Annotated in this window: 24 protein-coding genes and 3 tRNA genes; 16 read left to right on the top strand and 11 right to left on the bottom strand. The window is 63.7% G+C overall.

Annotated features, from left to right (window positions below):
• The first annotated feature begins 52 nt into the window (after positions 1-52).
• The 4 genes from ADJ70_RS09175 to nagB all read left to right on the top strand — a co-directional run bounded on the left by ADJ70_RS09175 (position 53) and on the right by nagB (position 2490).
• Positions 53-128, top strand: a tRNA-Val gene (locus ADJ70_RS09175).
• Positions 129-185: 57 nt separating this feature from the next.
• On the top strand, positions 186-962 hold the full coding sequence (gene rph, locus ADJ70_RS09170; protein ID WP_050340844.1) for a ribonuclease PH: 777 nt from the start codon (positions 186-188) through the stop codon (positions 960-962).
• Between the two features lie 72 nt (positions 963-1034).
• A complete protein-coding gene (gene rdgB / locus ADJ70_RS09165; protein WP_050340843.1) occupies positions 1035-1682 on the top strand; it encodes an RdgB/HAM1 family non-canonical purine NTP pyrophosphatase in 648 nt (215 codons plus the stop codon).
• Between the two features lie 82 nt (positions 1683-1764).
• Positions 1765-2490: a glucosamine-6-phosphate deaminase gene (gene nagB / locus ADJ70_RS09160; protein WP_050340842.1), complete on the top strand. Its 726-nt coding sequence runs from the start codon at positions 1765-1767 to the stop codon at positions 2488-2490.
• Between the two features lie 65 nt (positions 2491-2555).
• On the opposite strand, the gene ADJ70_RS09155 is transcribed toward nagB, so the two are convergent.
• Positions 2556-3647 carry a Xaa-Pro peptidase family protein gene (locus ADJ70_RS09155; RefSeq protein ID WP_050340841.1) on the bottom strand — a complete coding sequence of 364 codons (1092 nt, stop codon included), beginning with the start codon at positions 3645-3647 and terminating at the stop codon, positions 2556-2558.
• A 186-nt stretch (positions 3648-3833) separates the two neighbouring features.
• On the opposite strand from ADJ70_RS09155, the gene ADJ70_RS09150 reads away from it, so the two are divergent.
• The 3 genes from ADJ70_RS09150 (at position 3834) to ADJ70_RS09140 (ending at position 5295) form a co-directional block, all read left to right on the top strand.
• Complete coding sequence (locus tag ADJ70_RS09150; RefSeq protein ID WP_050340840.1) at positions 3834-4124, top strand: Veg family protein; 291 nt, start codon at positions 3834-3836, stop codon at positions 4122-4124.
• A gap of 4 nt (positions 4125-4128) precedes the next feature.
• Entirely contained in the window at positions 4129-5100 is a 972-nt protein-coding gene (locus ADJ70_RS09145) for a 4-(cytidine 5'-diphospho)-2-C-methyl-D-erythritol kinase (RefSeq protein ID WP_172674475.1), read from the top strand.
• A gap of 118 nt (positions 5101-5218) precedes the next feature.
• Positions 5219-5295 (top strand) — tRNA-Pro (locus tag ADJ70_RS09140).
• A gap of 119 nt (positions 5296-5414) precedes the next feature.
• Here the strand turns inward: ADJ70_RS09140 and ADJ70_RS09135 are convergent.
• Positions 5415-7163, bottom strand: coding sequence for an IS1634 family transposase (locus ADJ70_RS09135; protein WP_050340839.1), 1749 nt, complete (start codon positions 7161-7163; stop codon positions 5415-5417).
• Between the two features lie 154 nt (positions 7164-7317).
• On the opposite strand from ADJ70_RS09135, the gene ADJ70_RS09130 reads away from it, so the two are divergent.
• Positions 7318-7394, top strand: a tRNA-Pro gene (locus ADJ70_RS09130).
• Between the two features lie 715 nt (positions 7395-8109).
• Here the strand turns inward: ADJ70_RS09130 and ADJ70_RS09125 are convergent.
• A complete protein-coding gene (locus tag ADJ70_RS09125) occupies positions 8110-8472 on the bottom strand; it encodes a hypothetical protein (protein ID WP_050340838.1) in 363 nt (120 codons plus the stop codon).
• A gap of 198 nt (positions 8473-8670) precedes the next feature.
• On the opposite strand from ADJ70_RS09125, the gene ADJ70_RS14655 reads away from it, so the two are divergent.
• Both ADJ70_RS14655 and ADJ70_RS14650 read left to right on the top strand, forming a co-directional pair.
• Positions 8671-8820, top strand: a complete 150-nt coding sequence (locus ADJ70_RS14655) for a hypothetical protein (protein ID WP_157051480.1) — start codon at positions 8671-8673, stop codon at positions 8818-8820.
• A 245-nt stretch (positions 8821-9065) separates the two neighbouring features.
• Complete coding sequence (locus ADJ70_RS14650) at positions 9066-9503, top strand: hypothetical protein (protein ID WP_157051479.1); 438 nt, start codon at positions 9066-9068, stop codon at positions 9501-9503.
• 273 nt (positions 9504-9776) lie between these two features.
• Here ADJ70_RS14650 and ADJ70_RS09115 read toward each other — a convergent pair whose 3' ends face one another.
• Together ADJ70_RS09115 and ADJ70_RS09110 are read right to left on the bottom strand one after the other, a co-directional pair.
• The gene (locus ADJ70_RS09115; RefSeq protein WP_253273162.1) at positions 9777-10619 is read right to left on the bottom strand and encodes an Abi family protein; all 843 of its coding nucleotides are present in this window, start codon (positions 10617-10619) and stop codon (positions 9777-9779) included.
• A gap of 413 nt (positions 10620-11032) precedes the next feature.
• Positions 11033-11263 (bottom strand): hypothetical protein, encoded by a 231-nt coding sequence (locus ADJ70_RS09110; RefSeq protein WP_050340835.1) that lies wholly within the window; start codon positions 11261-11263, stop codon positions 11033-11035.
• 190 nt (positions 11264-11453) lie between these two features.
• On the opposite strand from ADJ70_RS09110, the gene ADJ70_RS09105 reads away from it, so the two are divergent.
• The 3 genes from ADJ70_RS09105 (at position 11454) to ADJ70_RS09095 (ending at position 13497) form a co-directional block, all read left to right on the top strand.
• A complete protein-coding gene (locus ADJ70_RS09105) occupies positions 11454-11942 on the top strand; it encodes a DUF1016 N-terminal domain-containing protein (protein WP_050340834.1) in 489 nt (162 codons plus the stop codon).
• Between the two features lie 126 nt (positions 11943-12068).
• Positions 12069-12755, top strand: a complete 687-nt coding sequence (locus ADJ70_RS09100) for a hypothetical protein (protein ID WP_157051478.1) — start codon at positions 12069-12071, stop codon at positions 12753-12755.
• A 319-nt stretch (positions 12756-13074) separates the two neighbouring features.
• The gene (locus tag ADJ70_RS09095; protein ID WP_050340832.1) at positions 13075-13497 is read left to right on the top strand and encodes a hypothetical protein; all 423 of its coding nucleotides are present in this window, start codon (positions 13075-13077) and stop codon (positions 13495-13497) included.
• 310 nt (positions 13498-13807) lie between these two features.
• Here ADJ70_RS09095 and ADJ70_RS09090 read toward each other — a convergent pair whose 3' ends face one another.
• The 3 genes from ADJ70_RS09090 to ADJ70_RS14965 all read right to left on the bottom strand — a co-directional run bounded on the left by ADJ70_RS09090 (position 13808) and on the right by ADJ70_RS14965 (position 14653).
• A complete protein-coding gene (locus ADJ70_RS09090) occupies positions 13808-14170 on the bottom strand; it encodes a toxin-antitoxin system HicB family antitoxin (protein WP_050340831.1) in 363 nt (120 codons plus the stop codon).
• Positions 14157-14405: a type II toxin-antitoxin system HicA family toxin gene (locus ADJ70_RS09085; RefSeq protein WP_050340830.1), complete on the bottom strand. Its 249-nt coding sequence runs from the start codon at positions 14403-14405 to the stop codon at positions 14157-14159. The genes ADJ70_RS09090 and ADJ70_RS09085 overlap by 14 nt, the downstream gene beginning before the upstream one ends.
• Before the next feature lie 107 nt (positions 14406-14512).
• Positions 14513-14653 carry a hypothetical protein gene (locus tag ADJ70_RS14965; protein ID WP_172674474.1) on the bottom strand — a complete coding sequence of 47 codons (141 nt, stop codon included), beginning with the start codon at positions 14651-14653 and terminating at the stop codon, positions 14513-14515.
• A 211-nt stretch (positions 14654-14864) separates the two neighbouring features.
• Between ADJ70_RS14965 and ADJ70_RS14640 the strand changes: the two genes are divergently transcribed.
• From ADJ70_RS14640 to ADJ70_RS09060, 3 genes are all read left to right on the top strand, one after another.
• Positions 14865-15101, top strand: a complete 237-nt coding sequence (locus ADJ70_RS14640) for a hypothetical protein (protein WP_172674473.1) — start codon at positions 14865-14867, stop codon at positions 15099-15101.
• A gap of 1629 nt (positions 15102-16730) precedes the next feature.
• The gene (locus ADJ70_RS09065) at positions 16731-17288 is read left to right on the top strand and encodes a tyrosine-type recombinase/integrase (RefSeq protein WP_050340826.1); all 558 of its coding nucleotides are present in this window, start codon (positions 16731-16733) and stop codon (positions 17286-17288) included.
• Positions 17289-17419: 131 nt separating this feature from the next.
• Entirely contained in the window at positions 17420-17938 is a 519-nt protein-coding gene (locus ADJ70_RS09060) for an ATP-binding protein (RefSeq protein WP_083443925.1), read from the top strand.
• Here the strand turns inward: ADJ70_RS09060 and ADJ70_RS09055 are convergent.
• The 3 genes from ADJ70_RS09055 to ADJ70_RS09045 form a co-directional block, all read right to left on the bottom strand.
• On the bottom strand, positions 17920-18594 hold the full coding sequence (locus ADJ70_RS09055) for a hypothetical protein (protein ID WP_050340825.1): 675 nt from the start codon (positions 18592-18594) through the stop codon (positions 17920-17922). The genes ADJ70_RS09060 and ADJ70_RS09055 overlap by 19 nt on opposite strands.
• Before the next feature lie 65 nt (positions 18595-18659).
• Positions 18660-19481 (bottom strand): hypothetical protein, encoded by an 822-nt coding sequence (locus ADJ70_RS09050; protein ID WP_050340824.1) that lies wholly within the window; start codon positions 19479-19481, stop codon positions 18660-18662.
• Positions 19482-20267: 786 nt separating this feature from the next.
• Positions 20268-22262 (bottom strand): heavy metal translocating P-type ATPase, encoded by a 1995-nt coding sequence (locus ADJ70_RS09045; RefSeq protein WP_083443924.1) that lies wholly within the window; start codon positions 22260-22262, stop codon positions 20268-20270.
• Positions 22263-22509 lie beyond the last annotated feature (247 nt).

The raw sequence follows: 22509 nt of genomic DNA, 5'->3' as shown, positions 1-22509 counted from the left end.
CACGCGAAGAGACACGAAGGAAGCCGCATCCTGTGATACACTTCGTCTGCAGGGGCGATTGGCGCAGTGGCTAGCGCAGGTGCTTTACACGCACAAGGCCGGGGGTTCAAATCCCTCATCGCCCACCATGACGGTCTCGGGCCTCGCTCACGCGAGGTCCGTTTTTATGATGTGGGGGAAGTCTCATGGACGATGCGAGCGGCGGGGTTGATCTGGCCGCACGGACATCGGTGCGCTCATATGGGCGGGCGGCGGACCAGCTGCGTCCCGTTACCCTCACGCCGGGGGTCATGAAGAACGCTGACGGCTCCTGCCTTGCCGAGTTCGGCGACACGCGCGTGATCTGCACCGCGACGATTGAGGAGGGCGTGCCCGCCTGGCGCAGGGGTTCTCGCCAGGGCTGGGTCACGGCCGAGTACGCGATGCTGCCGGCCGCCACCAACACGCGGAGCAGGCGTGAGTACAGGGGGCGCAAGGGTCGTTCCATGGAGATAGAGCGATTGGTGGGGCGCAGCCTGCGCGCGGTGGTCGATCTGCGCCGGCTCGGCGACCTCACGGTAACCTGCGACTGTGACGTGCTTCAGGCCGACGGCGGAACGCGTACGGCATCCATCACAGGCGCATGGGTGGCGCTTTACGAAGCGCTCATGGGCTACGTGGAGGTAGATAAGCTTCATCGCCTGCCGCTCACGGGACAGGTGGCGGCCATCAGCATGGGTATGGTGGAGGGACGCCCCCTCCTTGATCTTGACTACCCCGAGGACTCCAATGCTCAGGTTGACATGAACCTCGTGGGCACCGATACGGGTGGCATCGTGGAAGTGCAGGGTACCGCCGAGCGCGCCACCATCGATCGCTCGCAGCTCGCCTGCCTGCTTGACCTGGGGCAGACGGGCATAGCCAGGCTCATCGAGCTTCAGGGCGAGGTGACGGGGTTTTCTGGCCACAGCTCGTCGGGCTAGTCCGACAGATGCGGGTCTCTTGCCCGCGCGGGGGAGCCGAGGGTCATGAGGCGGCAGGATGAAGGAGTGGCTATGGTGACTGATGTGGACGAGTTGGGACTCGCTGGGCTGGACCCAAAGGCGACCGTCGTCGTCGCGACGGGCAACGCCCACAAGCTGGACGAGATAAGGGCCATCCTCGCGCCCATTATGGGAGGCATGCACTTTGTGGCCCTCAGCGAGCTGGGAGACTTTCCCGACCCGGTCGAGGACGGTCAGACCTTCCTTGAGAACGCCCTCATCAAGGCCCGCGCGGCGCTCGACGAGACGGGGCTTGCCATGGCGGTCGCAGACGACTCGGGCCTGTGCGTGGACGCCTTAGGGGGCGCTCCGGGGGTCCACTCCGCGCGCTGGGCGGGCAGGCATGGTGACGATGACGCCAACAACGACAAGCTGCTTGCCGAGCTCGCGAGCGTTCCCGAAGGAAGGCGGACGGCCCACTTTCACAGCACGGTCGTGCTCGTGCTGAGGGATGAAAAGGGCGAGCGGGTTCTCTCGGGTGAGGGCGACTGCGCAGGCTCCATTGGTCGTGTGCGTCGGGGCACGGGTGGCTTTGGATACGATCCCCTGTTTGCGCTCGACGAAGTCACAGGTAGGACCATGGCCGAACTTACGCCTGCCGAGAAGAACTCTGTCTCTCACCGACACCATGCGCTTGTTGACCTAGCGAGTAAGCTGTAGGCCGTGTATCTTCCGTATCATGCGCTTGTGCGCTTTGGACACGTGAGTCAAGCTATGGAACAGACTATAGGAGATGAGAACCATGAGAATCATTCGCACGCGTGACTATAACCATATGAGCGAGCATGCCGCAGCCGTGATCGCAGCACAGCTGACCTTACAGCCGAACTCGACCTTGGGCCTGGCCACGGGCAGCACGCCCTTGGGTGCCTACGTGCGCCTGGTCGAGATGTGCGCTGCAGGCAAGATAAGCTTTGCTCAGGTCCAGAGCTACAACTTGGATGAGTACCGAGGCCTTACGCACGATGACCCGCAGAGCTACCACCACTTCATGTGGGAGAACCTGTTCTCGCGGGTGGACATCGACGTGACGCGGACGCACGTGCCGGACGGGTCGAACGAGGACGCCGCCTCGACCTGCGCGAACTACGACGCGGCAATCGAGGCTGCCGGTGGCATTGACCTGCAGCTTTTGGGCATCGGCAACAACGGGCACATTGGCTTCAACGAGCCGGGTGACGAGTTTGTCGTTGGCACACACTGCGTCGACCTGACCGAGAGCACCATCAAAGCTAACAGCCGCCTGTTCGAGAGCATCGACGAGGTGCCGAGGCAGGCCTACACCCTTGGTATCGGCGCCATCATGCATGCACGTCGCATCTTGGTGATCGCGAGCGGAACGGCCAAGGCAGATGCCGTACACGCGATGTGCTACGGGCCCGTGACGCCGGCCTGCCCTGCCTCCGTACTGCAGCTGCACCCGGACTGCATTGTGATAGCTGATGCCGCTGCGCTTTCGGCTTGCTAGGGAGGAGGGCGAGGGACCACCGTACGTCCCTGTGACCTAGGAGGGCTCCAGGCAGGCCCTGACGGCTACGTCTCAAGCACCGTCGGGGCCTTCTCATAGTGATTCAGCAGCTCGCAGCCATCCTCGGTCACGATGAGCAGGTCTTCGATGCGCACGCCTATCTCGCCCTCTATGTAGATGCCTGGCTCAATGGAGAAGCACTGTCCCGCTTGTACCGGCTCGTCGTGTGCTGCCGAGACGTCGCCTAGCTCATGGTCCTGAAGGCCGATCTGGTGTCCGAGGCGGTGCGTGAAGTACCGCCCAAAGCCAGCGTCCTCTATCAGACGTCGCGCCGTCAGGTCTATCTCGGCAAAGCTCACACCGGGCCGGACGATGGCCTCCGCTGCCTCGTTCGCGCGGCGCACCGTCTCATACACCTCGAGCTGTCGGGCCGTGGGCTTTGCCGTGAAGAAGGTGCGCGTCATGTCGGAACAGTACCACCGACGCTTGCAGCCCACATCAAAGAGGACCATCTGGCCTGGGGCGAGCGTCGTGTCGTCTGGCTCGTGGTGGGGATCTGCGGCGTTCACGCCAAAGCTCACGATGGGCTCAAACGAGTGGTCGTCCGCTCCCAGCCTTCGATACTCGTCGAGTAGTCTCGATGCGATCTCGCGCTCGGTCGCGCCCACATGCACCTGAGTGGTAAGCCAGGCCATGGCCTTGTCGTTCACGCGGCTGGCCTCGCGCATCAGGTCTTGCTCCTCTGCGGACTTGATCGAGCGCGCCGCATCGACCGCGCCTGACGCCAAGGCAAAGCCACTCCCAGCCCTCGCCTCCATGAGCGGCAGCAACCAGCGGGCTGTGAGCTCCTTGTCCACTCCCAGCGTCTGCCCATAGTTCGTCTCACCCGCCACAAGTGCGATGGGATCGTCGGCATCTGAGTACAGAACGAGCCTGTCGGCGGCAGTTGTCGCGTCGGGAAAGAGGTAGTTCGCGAAGAGCACGCCCTCGGCCTTGTTGCACGATCCCGTCAGGTACAGGGCAAGGAAGCGCTCGTAGGGCTCGGTGTAGTAGCCCGTCAGATACCAGATGGACAGGGGATCGCAGATCAGGGCCTGCGAGAGACCCATTGTTCCCAGCCGCCTCATGACCTCGCTGGCTCTCGCTTTATTCAGCATACTGTAGCCTCACATATCTCAAGCTGGTCGTTCAGTGTCATTTGGGTGTAGTATTCGCGATAATCAGCGTTGCTATCTGCCTTTCGTGAACATACGTCCGCACGGCATATCTTGCCATAAAATGGATGCTTGCACCACTGTGGTTCGTAGCGCGCCGCTGCGCTACGCTGCCTCTTGGAGGTTTAAATGGAAGAGGAAATTCCGCCTGCCAACAGAATAGACCAGATTTATACCGAACTTGAGGGACTCAAGAACACGCGTCTGAAGGTCCGCGCAAACCTCGGTCGCTCTCGCACCATCGAGCGTACAGGCATCCTCGTGGGGACCTATGATGCCCTGTTCATCATTGAGGTCGAGGAGAGACGTGGGCGCAAGTCACGTCAGTCGTACCAATACGTTGACGTGCTCACCTCGACGGTCGAGATCTACGATCCCGATACGGGGGAGCGTCTGCTCGACTTCTCCGAGGAGGAATAGGGGCGTGGACACAGCGTCGGCCGCTGGCCTTGCGCCTTCTCGCGCGGCAGATGATCCGCACCGCCACGCAGTCAAGCTGCGTGCCCCGGCTAAGCTCAATCTGCATCTGGGAGTCTATCCCGGTCGAGATGGGCGTGGGTATCACCACACGGACTCAGTTATGGTGGCGCTCAGCCTCGCTGATCTCGTGACAGTGATCGAGCGGGGCGCTACCGGTGCGGAGGGTGTGGGTCCTGCGCTCTTGTTGAGTGAGGACGTGGGAGTTCCCTCTCGAGAGAACACTGCCTGGATCGCGGCGACGCGGCTTTGCGAGGAGTTCGGTCGCCCACCTACCTATGCCATACGCATCGAGAAGCGCATTCCTTCTCAGAGCGGTCTCGGTGGCGCGTCATCCGATGCCGCAAGCGTCATCTTGGCGCTCTGTCAGCTGTGGGGCATCGACGTGGATGCGGCTGCAGGTAACCCGCGTGTGGTCAACGTTGCCCGCTCGGTCGGCGCGGACGTCGCGTTCTTCCTGCACCCGGCGCCCTCGCTGCTCACAGGGGCGGGAGATGTGGTTGAGCGTGTGTTTCCCCAGATGGATGGCCTTCCCGTCGTACTCGTGCGTCCGCGTGCGGGCGTCTCTACGGCAGAGGCGTACCGCGAGTTTGACGTCGCGCCCGAGATGCCCGAGCCTGCAGATGCGATGTGCGATGCCTTGGCGGCAGGCGATCGCCAGGCGGTGGCGTCGCGGCTCCATAACAACCTCGCTTCCGCGTCGGAGCGCCTCGTGCCGGCCTGCGGTGAGGTCACCCGCTGGCTCCGTGCACAGGAGGGCGTGATGGGAGCTCAGGTCACGGGCTCGGGCAGCTGTGCGTTTGCGCTGTGCGACACCGCGATGAGCGCGAGGAGGATAGCTGCGGCAGCACGGGAGGCTTGCGAAGATTGGTGGTCGATCTCCTGCGAGACGGTTGGTTCGAAGGCGCAGTTCTGCTAAAGTATCCATGCCGTGGGGCACGGCGCAGTCTGGCGGCGATCGGTACAGACAAGCGGTCGCGATGGGTTTTGGGCGGTCGTGCGAGAGGCCGTGCCGCTCTGCGGAGATGGGCATGATTCGGGACGTAGCGCAGTTTGGTAGCGCGCTCGGTTCGGGACCGAGAGGTCGCTGGTTCAAATCCAGTCGTCCCGACCAGAAATCATCAGGTCAGAGGCAAAAAGTCTCTGACCTTTTTCTTTACCCACACCCTGACTTCCGCAGCAAATTTCAAATAAAAGGGGCCCAGGCCTGCGGACATGTCTTGTCCCCCATGATCATTTTGCCTGCGGTATCCTACCCTTTGCCGCCTTTGCCAGGATCTCCGTCGCCCTGCCCGTGGTCAGGACCCTAAGCTTGAGGTCCTCCAGACCCACGGCCCCCACGAGCAGGTCAGACTCATTTGTGCGATGGTCGAAGACCCACCAGTTGGCGTCCACGTTGGTGCCCGACATGGCGGCGATCTCCTCGCGGATGCGTCCGCAGGGCAGGCCGGTCGCGCGCTGCAGCAGCCGCAGTATCGTGAGCGCCACGTAGCAGACGAGGAGGTGAGCCTCTATGTGCCGAGGCGTCCACACGTAGACGGGTCGCGTCCTGAGTTCGGACTTCGTGACCCTGAACGACTCCTCTATCCTCCAGAGCTCCCGGTAGGTGTCGATGACCTTGCCGTCTGGCCAGCCGGTCTCGCTGGTGACGATGAGGTAGTAGCCGTCGCACCTCTCGGCCTCGGCGATGGCCTCCTCGTCGAGCTCCAGCCTGCGCGTCTCGATGACCTCCCCGGTCTTGCCGTCGAAGTGCAGGTTCCTGACGAACCGGGCGGCCCCGTGGCTGGTGGCCCTCGTGTAGGCGCCCGGGTTCGCCACGAGCCCCCTGGCCTTCTCGATGACCCTCTCCCGCTCGCGGCGTGCCCGGCGTGCGTACCTCTCGGACCAGAAGGCCACGTACTTGACGTCGATGCGCACGTCCTGGGCCCTGCCCGACGCCGTGTCGGCCGCCCTGAGGTGGACGGTCTTGAAGCCCTGCCTCGACTTCGACCTGAACCTCGCGTCGCCGCCCGCCCCGCGCTCGTAGCCCTCCTCAGAGAGCACCCACGCCCTGAGCTCCTTGTCCGACCTGGTGCCGCGCACCGACTGGGAGAGGACGAACCCGTCGCCGGAGGCGGCTGCGGCGGCGATGTTCTCCGAGCAGTCGGGCCCCTTGTCGGCCACGGTGACGACGCGGTCGACGCCGCAGTCGCGCTTCATGTCGGATAGCACCGGGATCATCGTCCGGCAGTCGGCGGTGTTCCCGGGGAACTTGCGGTAGGCCATCGGGATGCCGTTGGCGTCCTGGAGCAGGCCCATCTGCACGATGGGGTTGGGCCTGCGCTCCTTGCTGACCCCCTTCCTCCTGAGCCCGTCCTCCCCGTCGACCTCGAAGTAGTAGTTGGTCACGTCGTAGTACACCGCCGACAGGTCGCGGGCTCCGGAGGCGGCGATCGACCTGTTCATCGCGGAGACGACGGCGTCCCTCGACGCCGCCAGCTCGTCCAGCGCGCGGTAGGCGTCGTCGTCGGTGAACTCCGCGCGGAAGAAGTGGCGCCCCCTGTCGGGCCAGGCCGCCCTCTTCGAGCCCGGGTCGACGATCCGCTCGCAGACGAGGAGCCTCAGCACGGCGTTAAGGTCGTACCCGACGCGCCTCCCGCGCATGCGGTTGCGCAGCGGCCGCTCGACGCCGAGCGCGGCGTACTGCGAGAGCGCTATCGCGCACCCCAGGTTCTTCCTGTTGGAGGCGCGCTTGTCGATCCTCTGGGCGGGGTGGACCTCGATGGGGACCGACTGCTCGGACGCCCTCCTGGCCTCGGTCAGCTCGGCGGCGCGCGCCCTGCCCCAGGCCACGGGGTCGGCGTGCTCGGCGGCGAGGGCGTCCAGGTGGCCCAGGTTCTCCACGGTGCGTTGGCGCGAGCGGCCCTTGCCGGGGTCCCACCAGCTCTCGACTATCGAGAGGCTGACCCTGCCGCCCCTCTGCGGCGTCTGCTTGAGGTACATCGCGCTCCCTTCCGTTTCCCTGTCCGTATGATACTACGGTAGGAAGCGCGAGTAAAAAAATTCATCTGATTTGACAAGAGGATGAGCACTCCAGCAGGGACAATGAAAGAAAACTCGATCTCTATACTGCGGAACTGCGGAGATGGGCATGATTCGGGACGTAGCGCAGTTTGGTAGCGCGCTCGGTTCGGGACCGAGAGGTCGCTGGTTCAAATCCAGTCGTCCCGACCAGAAATCACAGGTCAGAGGCAAAAAGTCTCTGACCTTTTTCTTTACCCACACTTCTTCTTAACCGGAGGCATAGCCGCTTTGACCGAAACGGATGGCTTTGGCAAGTGGTATGAGCGAATGCCCTTGGCCGGAAGTTGACCTAACCCCGATAAACCGTCTCTTAGAGCTCTTCGGGGGTTCGTGTGGGTTGACGCCTTGGCGAATTGCGTCGCAACAGTGTACACAAACGCCCCAAAGTGGCACCGAGGGGTCATTTTAGCCAATCTGTGTACACTCCTGCGTCGCCGCCCTGGCGGTGAGGGCCACGCCACCGGGGCGATGACGCAACCACCTACCCACACGAACTCACGAAGCCTCTCTTTTAGACTCCTTCATGGGACGTTTTGTGTCCACGCTTCCTCGTGCCATGTGATGCGGTGACGCCAGGACGTCTTTTGGGCACGTTGGTGTCACCTGCCGTCAGACGGCAGGGGGATGGCCGAGCATGGGAGGGTCGAACGGAAACATAGGGGGCAACACCGAGTCGGAGGTCATCTGATCACGCTCCCAAGGGGCGAAGAAGTTCGCAGCAGGCTTGGCCGGTCGGCCCTTCAATCATGGCCAGAGACGTTTGGCCTGCCTCGCCCTCTACGTGTCGGTTCTGTGGCTCGGCCACTTGCGGCCACTTGTCTCCCTCGCCCCCAGCAGGCGCTTTCCCCACGGCCCTATAACCGCCTCATCCGGGGTCATGCGGGTCCCCTGCGGGCACCGTGCGGCTACGGCAGTCCACCTGAGTGATAGAGAGGCGTCCATTGGCTACCAGAAGTTTACGTTTTGATTCACAAAGGAGGGCGACGCTCCCTTCCGAGAGGACCGCTTCTTCCCGCAAAACGAGGCTGACTGCGAGGGGCTCGCGCGCATAGCTGCCGCAGAGGCTGCGGGCACGGACTTGCTCCTCGACGAGCGCGACATCGAACTCTACGCTCACGTTTCCCGCAAGACGGTATGCAGGATCGCCGGCCGAGGCCTCCTTCCCGAGAAGCGCGTCGATAGAAACATCCGCGTCAGCAAGCGCGCCCTCGACGTCGCCCGGAGGCATGATCCGACTCTCTTCGACCCCTGACCTCGCGTCATCCGTCTGCGAGGGGGGATGACGCGAGGTCACCCCGGCATCCCGGTTCGCATGACAGCGTGTCCCGGCCAAGTTGACGTGATGTTACCCAATATGAAAGAGAGGATACGAAAGTGGAGAGAGGAAAGGACCGCGCGGGCGTGGGTGCGCGAGGAGGGTCTGGGAATGCTCACGCCCAAGGACGCCAGGGAGCTCGATCTGGAGCCGCAGGCGCCGGATCCGCTGCTGTGCCCGCACTGCGGCAAGCCCCTGGGGAGGCTCGGCATCAACGTCGAGGGCAGGGTGCTCTGGGTCTCCCACGAGCCGTGTGGCTGACCGGGTGAGCTCAGGGCTGCGGCCGAGACGGAGACCCGCGAGGCTGCAAAGGAGGCGGAGGAGCGCTGCGCCAGGGTCCGGTGGGCAGGCGTGGGAAAGCACTACCAGGACGCAGGACGCGGCGATCAACGACCCCACCTGCGCCGCGCTCGTCGAGTCTTACGCTCCTGGGCGCGGAATAGGGCTTTTCATCCACGGTGTGTTCTGTCAAGTTGTTTTGAACAAATGGGACTGCGGTGGGAATCTTGGACCAAAACAATCTACGGGCCCGTGGGCACAGGAAGACCCATCTTGCCCGGACCTACGCGCGCGGGTGCCGCGCGCGGGGCGCGCGGTCGCATCATGTCAAGGCCCGCGAGCTGCGCGACAGGCTGGCGGGCCCCGCCGGGCCCGGAGGCGGGGACAGCGTGACGGGCACGCTCGCGAGGGCAGACTGCCTTGCGGTCGACGAGATCGGGCGCCGCGCGTCCGGCAGGGAGCGCGCCGGGCCGCCACTCCGCGTTGTCGAACGCCGATGCGAGCGCGAGGGCCCGACGCTCCTGCGCGTCCTCGATGACGCGACGCTGCTCGTGGCGAGGGGGCCAAGCCTCCGCGGTGCGGGCCCGAGGACCTATGCGGCGGGGACGGCGCCTGTGGCGGCCAAGACCCAGCCGGGCATCCCGCAGGCTGGGCAGGGAAGATAAGGACAAGGAAATTGACGATTCCGGCGTACTGGCGATTCTGATTTGACTGGGATTGGCGATTCTCACCTGACTCTACGGAAGGCTAAAATAACCTGACTCTAACAGTCCCGAAGGGACAAGATCGGCGACTTTATCATCGCTGTCCTAGCCCGTGCTACCCACCAAAACCCCGGAGAGCCAAAAAGAAGGGCCCGAACTTGTCGGACCCTTCCAGGTGTCGCCCGAAGGCTACCACCGCTATTACGAACATAATCTATCACAATATCTTGCTTTCTACGATTTCATGACATATTTCTTGAGGAGCTTGAGTTTGTTCTGGGCTTCGGTGCGCACAAAATGACCGTAAATCCCACGAGGAAGCTCTTTCTTGTAGCGAAGAAGAATCCCCTCGTAGCCGGAAACAAGTCGTTTCCTATCGGTTTTGGGGAGCTTGAGTAGCCCGAGAAGATAGACGACGAGGATGACGTAGTCCGTGATGTCGGAGAAGTTAATCGAGTCGATGCCCGCTTCGCTTTTCAATAGCTTTCCGATGTTCTTTGAGATGCCGCCCGTCTTGAATCGTACATCCGAAACAATGGCGTTATGAGCGATGGCATTCCTCAAATCCTTTAGTGAGAAAATAATGGAAAGAAGGAGAGCCTCTGAGTCAAACTGGGCAGGCATTCCCAAATCGGCGACGATTGCGCTTTTAATAGGGCGGTCGAGGCACGCGTAGAAATTACCGAATTCTCCCAAGGTCATGGCTTCGAAGATGGCCCAGATCGGAATTGTCCTTCCTCGATCGCGAAAGTGCTTGAAAAATGGCTTTTTATCCTGCTCGCGAAAGATTAGCCCGTCAACGGTTTGCCGCAGTCTGAGCCTGTTTGCCCAAGACTTTTTGTAATCTCCCGTGTTGGGATGATATCCCCTGTATGCTGTCAGGTAGTTCTTGTAGATGTCATCGAAGTCTTCGCTTTTGGCATAGCTGAGTACGGCTTCAAGAGTGTAGTTCTTTAGAGCAGTTTCAATCGTCATTATGTACGGATAAAAAAGAGTTTTGATCTGCATGTCCATGGCATGGAGCGATGCTATCTGACTGAAATCGTTGATGGGAAGCCTTTTTGACGAATCTCCCACGAACCGAAATCCTTTGTATCCGTGGTAATAGCCGATGTTCTTGAGTTTCCGCTTTTGCCCTGATCTGCCGATTGAGATCCCCTGATCTCGAAGATGCTTCGTGAGGGAGTCGATGGATTTGGGTGGCACTGTTGAGCCTTTCTGTCAGCGGGGTGCTTCGAGTGATTGTATCACGGTAGAAGCTGTCGCTTTGCTCCGTACCTGCCACTTCGGTAGAGGCGAGCGATGCTTGGTCCTCTTCGCAGACGTAGGGACGCGTTGTTCGTTTTCCACATGATCTTTAGGCTGCTGGATAACGAGACATTTCCGAATGGGCAGAAGGCAGCTGAGGCATTCTCGCTTCCGGTTATGCGGCGACTCGTCGTTGGGGTCTTATCGAGTGCGTTCTCGTACGCCTAATTTCTGCTTGACCTTCAGAGCGGACCTACACCTCCCTCGCCATGGCGGTGAGCCGGCTCCCGTCGATGACGACGGGGGGCGCCCACCCCGCGCTGGATCTCCAGAAGCTCGGCGACCGAGAACACCGTGACCCGCCACTCCTCGACCCATGCGGCGCGGCTGTCGCGCACGACCTCGCGCTCGATGAGCTTCGCCCCGGGGCAGGGGCTCACGTCCGGGTCTAGGCTGACGACGGTGGGCCTCACCGGCTCGTGTGTTCTGTCAAGTTGTTTTGAACAAATGGGGGCTATAATCACCCGATGCTAACAGGGGGGCGAGCGTCTGGCTGAAATTCGGTAGTAGCGAGTGTTGAGTCTTCGATACCGATAGATGGATGATTTGGCAATGGCAAACGACGAGGAAAGACTCCACTTCGGATAAGAGGAGGGTGGCGCCTTGTTCCCGGCATCCGTTCCAGCCGCAAGCTATGGTGTGCCGTACGCCGAGCTGATAGGTCACATAAAGGACGAGATACAAAGCACACGGTTGAGCGTCGTGCTGCATGCGAATACGGAGATGACTCTGCTTTATTGGCGCGTTGGCAATGCAATCCGCCAGGCGCAAGAAGAACATGGCTGGGGCGCTAAAGTCATTGATCGTGTCTCTTGGGATTTGCGCAAGGCATTTCCTAATATGCGCGGCTTTTCTCCCACGAACCTTCACTATATGAGGCAATTCTCGGAGATGTGGTCCGAGGAGGCAATTCTCCAACAGGCTGTTGGAGAATTGCCTTGGGGCACAAATATCGTTCTCATGTCCAAGCTCAATACGACCGAGGCTAGGCTCTGGTACGCAGAAGAGGCAGTGAAAAACGGTTGGAGTCGAAACGTCCTTGCGATGAAGATTGAGTCCCCTGCATTCCCGTCTTTGTGTGACGCGAGCTGATTGCCACCACATCATGTAGATGAATCGTGCATGGGAGCCCGTCCGGCTCCCATGTCCTGTGCCCTGTGACCACGCCATGCGTCACATAGTGCATGACGCGGTCCCCTGACGGCGGGGAGGGCTGGCGTGGCCCCGATGAGTCAGGCCGACGGGCGCACGGGCACCGCGTGCGCGTGCGAGGCCGAGGCGAGGTGGGAGCCAAGGAGGAAGCAGTCGCGCTACGGCAGGCGCGGGCTGGTCGGGCACGTCGACCCAGAGACCGGCAAGGCCGTGCCCAACAGGCCGACCAAGGCGTCGGCCCCGTCGCCCGCCTCCAGGCGGGGGTCCTGCGGCGCGTGCGCGCTGCTCGACGCCGTGGCCGACGAGTCGGGCGTCGCCGCCGCGCCCGGGCGCGCGCTGCCGGGGACGTGGGACCAGGTGCTGTCACTGGCCCACCACGTGGTCTGCGAGGGCTCCGCCCCGCTGTCGCGTTTCCCCAGGTACGCGGCCACCCACGCCACGCCCCACGGCGCCCCGATCGCCTCCCAGCGCTCCTCGGAGCTGCTGGCCTCGATCGGCGAGGCGGAGCGCGACGCCCTCTGCGACTCCCTGGCGAGGAGGCACGGGGAGGGCGACCGGCTGTCCTGCGACACCACGTCGATATCGTCGCGCTCGGAGGCGCTAGCCCAGGTCCGGCGGGGCCGCGACGAGGACCGCGTGCCGCTCCCGCAGGCGAGCCTCGCGATGCCGGTGGGGCACGGCGGCGGCATGCCGCCGTGCTACCGCGGGGTCGCGGGCACCTCGAGTTCCCGGTGGGCATGCCGACGTCGCTGAGGCTGTTCAGGGACGCCGTCGACGCGCGCGCCGGGGAGCCCGGGGGCTGGGGGAACTACGACCCGGCGACCGGGCCGTGCGGCACGGGGATCGCGCACGGGTGGGACCACGGGGAGAGGCGGCCGCGCAGGGGCGACGTCGCCGGGGCCAGGCGGCGCAGCTACGTGCACCTCTTCTTCGACGCCTCCAGGGCGGCCGAGGCCGAGCGGGAGCTCGTGGCGCTGCCGCGCGCCTGCGCCTCCGAGCTCGCCGCCGGCAGGCGCGCCCGGGTCCACGGGCGCCACTGCGACAGCGCTCCGGGGTCGTGCGCGGCAGGCCGGTGGGCGGGGACGGCGCCATCGCGGCGGCCACGGCCCGCGCGGGACGCCTCGCCCCGCTCTCGAACGAGGTCACGGGGCCCCTCGGGGCGCTGGCGGCCTGCCACGACAAGGACGCCATCGAGAAGCGCTCCGGCGACGCCAGGGGGCTGCCCGGCTTCCGCACGCCGCGCGTGTCCGCCGAGGGGACCCTGGCCGGCAGGCCCCTCGTCGTGTTCGTCGCGCTCGTGCCGGCGGCGTGGCTGCGCAGGCGGACGCGCGGGGGCGGCCTCGACGAAGACCACGCGCCCGGGGGCCTCCTCGACGAGGCGGGGGCGACCGGGCGCCACGCGCGGGAGGGCCACCGCCCCCGCGCGTGCGAGGTCACCGGGAGGCAGCGCGACATCTTCGACAGGCTGGGCTACGGGTTGCCGACCACGTCATAACTCTCCGGGAATTTAGGATGCAAATCGTCCCCAGCCTCAATTTACGACAACCCATGTCGAAACACTGACGGCGGCAGAATTGGCAAGTTACCGGGGTACATTCTATAGATTAGTGAAAAGCACCCCGTTAACTATGCCTTTTACTTCGGGGAACCCTATTCCAGCTCGAGAATGAAATACGCTTTCTAACCCCATTTAGGTTTTGTTCCTTGGTATGGTCTGACTCCGATTGGCTCCGTTTATCCTACTTCTGCAGGGCATACGACCTGCTGTTGTCAAATTGTTGTCACAAGCTGCCATCAGTCCATACTCATACCCTCTCCAACGCATCGTTCTTGGAGAGCAGATAGACACAGTACTGATTCATGCTGACTCCTTCTTCTTTGGAGTGCTCAGCCAACCTCCTGTGAAGGCTCTTTGGGATACGGAGCTTGAACTGCCCTGAATACCCTGCCATATCCACTGGCTCTGCAATCTGGGTGCCATTCTCCATGGCCGCAGTCAGCCATTCCTTCTTTGCGTCCTCGGCGTTTTTTGCAACGCTCTCCATGGAATCCCCAACTGTAATACATCCAGGAAGATCCAGATAACGCGCTACATAGCCGCCTTCATCCGGATCCGGAAGGATTTCCAGGCGATACGGAAGACCCATATAATACTCAATCGTTTTCATGTGCCGATTCCTCCACTACTTCTCGAACCATATCGACGTATATCTTCTTGACCGGTTCATGCTTTGGAATTGTGATCGGATTCTTCCCCGGCTTACGGAACGTATAGTGACTGCCTCCGCTCCTTGGTGCGTTCATTTCGTAGCCGTAGCTTTCGAGGATCTTCTTCAATTCGCCAAATCGCATATCCTTCGACAGCGAAAGGATCCTGCTCAGTAATTTATCCCATCTGGACATCCTTAGCTCCCGTCTTCATTATATATGGTGTCATATATGGTGTCAATCATCCCTGCCAGCGCGTGCATCTCGCTCTCCTCGCGAAAGCGGGATCTGTCTGGAGCACCCTATTTCCATCTGCCAGAATGCACCTGTTCCTCAAGGTTCGCAATGTCCTGTTCTACCTCCGGCTCTTTCGGATCAGCGTAGCCCATGCCAATGAAAGCCGGAATCATGTAGGCAGCCGGCACCTTCAGCTTTATCTTCACGCGGCCATGCTCCTCGCTCGGCGGTGCCCGCATAGAGCAGGCCAGCCCCTCGGATGTTGCCGCCAGGAAGATGTCCTCTATCACGCACCAGATGGTGAAGAACGGATTCAGCTTCGAGACACATTCGCCGTTCAGTTCCTTGCGCCTGAAAACAGGGGCAACCGCATGGAGCGTCCCTCGGCATGGCAAGCTGTCTCGGCATGGCGTGGGCATGCATCTTCTGGGCGAGCGTTGTCGGATGGGGCTTTGGTCTGGTCAGATGGGCATCCGCGTCAAACTTGCCTGCAATCTTCTCGGCATACTCAAAGGCATGTTCCTTTTCCTCATCCGTCTGATAGATACCCCGGAACAAAGAAGAGCAGGTCTCTACCGAACATACGGCTTGGTGGAAGCCTGCTCCTCCTACTTTCTGTCCGTTGCCCACAAGCCGCAGGCATCACAGAAGTAAGGTCAGGATATAGGATGTTGTCAATTTGTTATCAGACCACTTATTGGGGACTCAGGAATGGCGGATTTAAGCCATACCTGCTTCACTTTCATCATTCCCGCTCAATAGACGCAAAACGGGGAAGCGTGAACTCAACGAGCCTCCTGACCAGCGGCCATTTTTATCTCCAGCTCCGCGAGATCGTCCAAAGACCGGAACTCGCCTGGAACCCGGCACCAAGCCCCACTTCGGGCGCGATAACGGAGAACAAGCGCAACCAGCTGGTGAGTAAACGCAGGGGCTGCGAGAACACCGAACGATGGCGAGCGGCTGAGTTCACACCTAAATGTAGTTCGGCGAGACCTCCCCGGCTCTTGCCGTGGAGTAAGCTCCAGTCACTAAGGAGACGCAGAATAAGTGTTCAACCCCTGCTAGAACCCCTGGCAATCGGTCGATTTTTGGTCATATTCGGACCCCTGCGGCCTCCCCGGGCGTCCCGGGCCCCTCCGGGCGCCCTCGCGGCACACCTGTCCCCTCGGCCGCCGTCAGGCGGCCCCCCAGGAACTCCGCCTGTCTCCCGGCCCTGGCGCACACGGGCAGGTTGGCGCTGGCGAGCAGGGCGGGGATGTGCACTCGCCCCCTTCGCGATGCCGCGGTAGCGGACCCTCGCGTAGCCGAAGGTCCGCCTGGCGATCTGGCAGGGGCGCTTGCCCTCGCGCGCACGGAGGCCTCGGCGCCGCCCCTCCCCGCGCCCGTCCCACCGGGCCCGCCGTGCGGCCCCGGGCCTGGAGGGGCCCATCGCGACGCGCCAGCCGGCCCCGGGGAGGCGCGGGTCCGAGCGGACCTTCTCGCGCCTGGCGACGCCCCGCCAGGTCGCGTCGGCGTGGCCGCTGCCGGCGTCCTCGCCCGAGTGGCACCTCGTGCCGAAGTGCCACTGGTTGCCCCTCTCGGCCAGGCGCGTCTCGGGCTCGCGCGAGCCCGAGACGCTCTCGGGCGGGCCGGGCGCCTCCATGGTCGTGGCGCCGGCCACCGAGCCGCCGCGCACGGCCAGGCCGGCCGCCCCGGGGCGGGCGACCACGACGCCGGGCAGGGCCCTCCCGACGTCGCTCTCCCCCGGGAGGTGGCGAAAGTCCCCGGGGGTCGCAGGCGTCGGGCACGCGGTACCGGCACCCCACGAAGTCGCGGACCGAGCGCGAGCCGTGGCAGGCGTCCTCGCAGGCGACGTCGGACAGGTCCGGCCAGCACCGCGCGGGGCGCGTCTGGCCGGGGAGCTCGGCCCGCCTCGTGCGCCTGGCCCTGCCCTCCCACCCGGCCTGCGTGAGGCTCGCCTGTCTGCCCGGTGCCATCCCCGGTCCTCCCGCCGCCCGTCCGTCCCGACCGTTCCATCATGGCGCAAAAATGGCCTTCCAACTACGGATATGCCATATCCTCCCATGTTTTTCGCCCGCCCGGGCGCGGCCCCAAACCCATCCATCAGCCTGATTTGTTTTGTTTTGTGTCTACCGAGCTGTACGGCCAGTACGCGGCGGTCCTCGACATCCCGAGGAAGAAGCCGCCCAGGCCGGCGATTGCGTACCTCACCGTCGCAGAGGCGGGGGGCTGTTCGCCTCGATCGACGAGTCGGACCGCCGGGGCCTTCGGGACAAGGCCATGCTCGCCTTCCCCTGCGAGACCGCCGCGCGCGTCGACGAGCTCTGCGGCTGCCTTTCCTGCCAGCTGCGCCTCGGGTCGGCGCCCTACGCGGGGCCGCGCGGCAAGGGCGGCAAGGCGCGCAACGTGCCGGTCACCGAGTCGTTCGCCGAGCTCGTCGGCGACTACGCGGGGGCGTTCGGGATCGGGGGCGGAGACGAGCCGCCGCTCGCCAACCGGTACGGGAGACCGCTCACGCAGAGGGGCGTGGCCTACGTGCTCGGCAAGCGCCTGGCCGCCGCCGCCGCGTCGATGCCGAGCATCGGGCGGAAGAGGATAACGTGCCATTCCATGCGGCACTCGCGTGCGACGCGCCTGCTTGAGGCGGGGGTGAACCTGATCTACATCCGCGACATACTGGGGCACGCGTCGGTCACGACGACCGAGATATATGCCAAGACCAACCCCGAGCTGAAGCGCAAGTACCTCACGGAGCACAGCGCCACCTACTCGACGGGCGAGAAGTACACGCCCGAGGAGAGGAACGACCTCGTGAAGTGGCTGAAGGACAACTTCTAGGCCACTGAGTTATGCGAAGCCGTCGGGCATCAAAAAAGCCCGCGACCTGCGGGCTTGCCTGGCGGCTTCTCATAACGCGGGGCTTCCGATAACACCGCAACTACGCTCACAGTGGCGACCACGTTCGCGTGATGATGTACGACGACCGCATGGAGATCACAAGTCCGGGTAAGCTGCCGAACGTGGTGACGCTGGAGAACATGCGGCACACCCGGTGGGCGCGAAACCCCATCATCGCCAGGACGCTGACGGAGTTCGGCTGGGTAAGGGAGCTCAACGAGGGTGTGCAGCGCATCTACGACGAGATGGCGAGCTTCTTCCTGAACGATCCCATCTTCGAGGAGCCGAACGACGCCTCGGTGCGGCTGACGCTCGAGAACAGCATCACGTCGCGCGTTCTGAGGCGGCGGGACGCGCTTGCGGACGGTGTCGGTGAGGCAGTGCCGGAGTCGCTCAACGAGTACGAGCTCTCGGCCATGCAGTACGTGTATGCCAGGGGGAGGGCCACTGTGCGCGATCTCGCTGGCCACCTGGGGCGGAGCGTGAAGGTCTCCAGGCAGACGCTCAGGGGGCTTGCCGAGAGGGACCTTCTCGTATGGCACGGGTCGAACACGCGGGACCCCTCCCAGTACTATGAACTGCCAAGGTAAGAGTAGGTAAGAGTAGGTAAGAGTTGGGCTGCGGTATGCCGTCTTACCCATCGCGCCAACGAGGCCCTTTTGCTCGGGCCCCTCGGTAAGAGCAGGTAAGAGTTCGCTCGCGCTCGGCGATGCCTTTCGAGAGGGTGCCGCCCCGCATCCCGGCGGCTCTTGCCCGACGCCTCCATAGCTTTTCCTGGGGTCGTGTGGGTGGGCCTGTCCGAACCCGCGTCCCGCGCGGACAAGAGTCCCGACGCCGCGCCCATGGCGAACCCTCCATAAGCCATGCGGCGGCGGTGCTCGATGGCCTCGTCGCTGGCCCGGTGCCTGCGCAGCTCGCGCACGTCCAGCTGCTCGCGCAGGCAGTCCATCCAGATTTGCAGGTTGTAGGAGCGTCCGCGGCGGGTCTTGGAGGGGAGCTCCAAGAGGTCGAGTGCGTACTCGCAAGCGCGGCGCGGCTCCATGGAGACGTCGTGGCACGCGAGGGTGCGCAGCGCCATCGAGAGGCGGGGCAGGAAGTCGGCCATGGTGGCGTTGGGGTGGCCCATCGCCCTGTCGATGTATCCGCGTAGCAGGTCGCGCCTGCACATCTGCAGGAAGTCGTCGCAGCCCATCAGTGTGACCACGGCGGCGCGATCGCTGCCGTCGTACTTATGGAGTGGGCGCACACTCCACGGTGGGGTGAGGGCGTCCCCCCACTACGCCCTTGCGTATGTCCTGCCGTTTGCCTCGGTCACCGCGTTGCGCATGTGGATGACGCCCCCTTCAGGTCGACGTCGCGCCACCTGAGCCCGCAGATTTCCTTGCGGCGTAGCCCCGCAGAGAGGCCGAGCCTCACGCCCAGCGTGAGCTCGCTGTTGACCATGTTCGGCATGTCGCTGCCCGCCCTCTCGCCCACCTGGATGAGGGAGAGCATCTTGAGGACCGTCTTGTTGCGGGCGTCCGACGTGCCGCCGACGTACGCTCGCTCGACCCCTACGCAAAAGCTGCCTTGGTTGGTGAACTCCAGTCCTTTGGCCGTCCACCGGGACACGACGCCCCTGCTCGAGTTGTAGTCCGCGTTCGACAGCGCGTTGACGATGGCCTCGCGGACCGTCTCGTGCGCGGGCGTCTCGTCCACGAGGGGGTCCTCCTCGAGCCTGGAAGGCACGTCGAGCGTCTGGACCAGCGTCCTGTAGGAGCGCTCGTAGAAGTCGAAGAAGTTGTCCGACCACTCGAGCTCCTGCAAGGTGAAGCGGTCCTCCCACCGGCGGTTGTCGCCGACCTGCCTGCGGTAGTCGAGGAAGCAGCCGGAGAAGTCCTGGACGATGTACCACTTCTGTCCGAACATGAGCAGCCCGGCGCGCGATGGCCCCGCAGAGCCGTCCCCGTCCATGACGGCGGCGCCCATATGGCACAGGAAGTCGGTGTCGGGCATCTTGCGGATGCCGCCGGTCGCGTGGCTCCCGTCACAGAGAGACCGGTACGCTCGGATGGCGCCCCAATCGAGATCGTTCAGGCCGGAGTGCTCGGCCGGGAGCATGTCGAGCGGGTCATCCGCAGAGTCGCGCAGCATCGCTGCCACCTCGCTGCGCGTGCAGCGGTAGTCGCCGATGCGCTTGCGGCGGTAAGTCCCCTTGAAGGGGTCGTGCCCTCGTAGACGGGGCGGAGGCGCTTTCCCACTTGGGGGACCTCGATGACCACGATCTCACGGCCGTAGATGGTCTGTATGCCGAGGTCACCGTCGGAGAACGTGCGGCTGAGACGGAGAGGATAGTGCCATCAAGCTAATTAACCACAGCTTCTCGGCACTTCCTTAGCCCACTGGACACAGGCCCGGACCGTCGCCTGCCCCGAGGGCCCGCGCCTGGCTGCGGGGACCCATGGGCCGCCGCCCGCGAGGGACGGCGCGAGGGACGGCGCCGGGGCTGCAGAGGAGGGCCGCGCGTGCAATCTCACGGAGAGGCGCAGTCTGCGGCTCCCATGTCGCGCAGAATGCGCTTTTCCGTCACGTCGCCGCCCGGGGGGGCGCGGGGCGCAACCCCCCGCCAGCCTGCGGGGCACTATGGAAAATGGCTCAACTGGGCAAATGCGCTCGAGCAACCCCCCCGCCAGCCTGGCGGGGGGGTTTGTGCCAAGGCCCGCAGGCCTCGGCCTGGGGCCCGACTGCACGGAAAAGCGCAGTCTGGGCAGAGAGCCTCGCTGAGGGCGCGCCCTGGGCCAGGCCGGGGCACCATCAGGCTGCCGGTTGTGGGCTAAGAAGGTGCCGGGAACTCAGGATTTTAGCCCCTGTCGTGACGGGCCCCTATGGGGCGTCACTAAAGCTTCCGGCTACGCCGGGGGGACGGGGCGGCCCCATTCATCACCTAAGCGCGCGGGTGGCGTTGAGCACGCAGAGCACCATGACGCCCACGTCGCCGAAGACGGCGAGCCACATCGGGGCGAGGCCGACCCCCGCGAGAAGCAGGATGGCGACCTTCACCGCGATCGCGAACGCGATGTTCTGCCTCGCTATCCCCAGGGTGCGGCGGGCGATGCGGACGGACGCGGCGACCTTCGAGGGCATGTCGTCCATGAGGACCACGTCCGCCGCCTCGATGGCCGCGTCCGAGCCCATGGCGCCCATGGCTATCCCCACGTCCGCGCGCGCCAGCACGGGGGCGTCGTTGATGCCGTCGCCCACGAAGGCGAGCGAGCGCCCCTCGGCCCTCTCGCGCATGAGCCTCTCGACGTGCTCGACCTTGTCGGCGGGGAGGAGCTCGGAGTGGTACTCGTCGAGGCCGAGCTCGCCCGCGATGCGCCGCGCGACGTCGTCGCGGTCGCCCGTGAGCATGACGACCCTTGTGACGCCCTCCGCCTTGAGCTGGGAGATGGCCTGCGCCGCGTCGCCCTTCACCTCGTCTGAGATCAGGACGTGGCCTGCGTAGCGGCCGTCTATGGCCACGTGGATCACGGTGCCGTCGTCGTTCTTGCAGCTGTGCCAGTCGGCGCCCAGCTCATCCATGAGCGCGGTGTTGCCTACGGCGACCCTCCTGCCGTTGACGGTCGCGATGATGCCCTTGCCGGCGACCTCGGTTGTCTCCAAGACGGAGCAGTCGTCTCCCTCGCAGGGGAAGGCGTCTCGCAGTGCCTCCGCGATGGGGTGCGTGGAGTGGCGCTCGACGTGCGCGGCAAGGTGCAGGAGCCGGTCTTTGTCCTCCATGCTGGGGTGCACCGCCATCACCTGGAAGACACCCTTGGTGAGCGTGCCGGTCTTGTCGAAGACTACGGTGTCTGATCGGGCGAGCGTCTCCATGAAGCCCGACCCCTTGATCAGGATGCCCTGCTTGGACGCACCCCCGATGCCGCCAAAGAAGGTGAGGGGCACAGAGAGGACCAAGGCGCAGGGGCAGGATACCACGAGGAAGGTCAGGGCACGCAGCAGCCAGGTGGCAAAGCTCGCACCAACGTCTCCGCTCGCGAGGGGCGGGACGATGGCAAGGGCGAGGGCGAGAAACACGACGATCGGTGTGTACACCTTGGCGAAGCGCGTGATGAAGTTCTCCGAACGGGACTTGCGGTCGCTGGCATTCTCCACGAGCTCCAGGATCTTCGAGGCCGTGGAGTCTCCGAACGACTTGTCCACACGGACTCGGATGACGCCCGAGAGGTTGACGCAGCCCGAGATGACCTTATCTGTGACGGAGGCGTCACGCGGCTCGCTCTCGCCCGTGAGCGCGACGGTGTTCAGGCTGGTCGAGCCCTCGACGATGGTGCCATCCAGGGGTACCCTCTCGCCTGGGGCCACGACGATGACCTCGCCCACTTCGACCTTGGCCGGGTCTATGCGCTCGAGCTTGCCCGCGCGCTCGATTGTGGCGAAGTCGGGGCGGATGTCCATGAGCTCAGAGATGGACCTGCGGCTGTTGTTCTCTGCGATGGTCTCGAAGAGCTCGCCCACCTCAAAGAAGAGCATGACGAAGACGGCCTCGGCAAACATCGGCTCGCCTCCTGGGATGAAGGCGATGAGCAAGGCGCCGATCGTCGCTACGGCCATCAGGAAGTCCTCGTCAAAGGGGTCTCCTGCCATGAGATTCTCGACCGCCTCCTTGACCACGTCTCCACCTGCGATGACGTAGGCCGGCAAGAACAGCAGAAGCTGCCCTGGGAGCGGCAGATCAAAGGAGTGCTCGATAAGGTATGCCGCGAGCAGCAACACGGCTGAGACGATCACCTTGCGCAGGGCTCGCTTGGGATCCTCTTCCTCCTCTTCCCTGTCCTGCTCGGCCGTCTCGCCGCCGTCGACCTCGTGCTCGTCATGTCCGCGCCCATGATCATGTCCGTGATCCGCGTGGGCGTGGCAGTGCTTACAGGCCATGTCCAGCTCCTTTCGCCTATGAACATATGAGCAACTGCTCATACTGTATGATAAGTGTAACCCTCGTGAATGTACCTGTCAACAAGGTACGGGAATCTCTTGGCCGTTTGCCTTAGAGGCCGTTCCGAATACGCGGGCGCCGTGTGCGACGGCCCTGATGCGATGCGGCAGCACCTTGCACGATGCGGCAGCGCCCGGCACGGCACAATATCCGGCACAAACCCTTTTTTGGTGCCAAACCATCACC

The sequence above is a fragment of the Olsenella sp. oral taxon 807 genome (genome assembly GCF_001189515.2).
In the GTDB taxonomy this organism is placed as follows: Bacteria; Actinomycetota; Coriobacteriia; order Coriobacteriales; family Atopobiaceae; genus Olsenella_F.
Note: the sequence above shows the minus strand (reverse complement) of the source record. Positions and strands in the feature narration are given on the sequence as shown.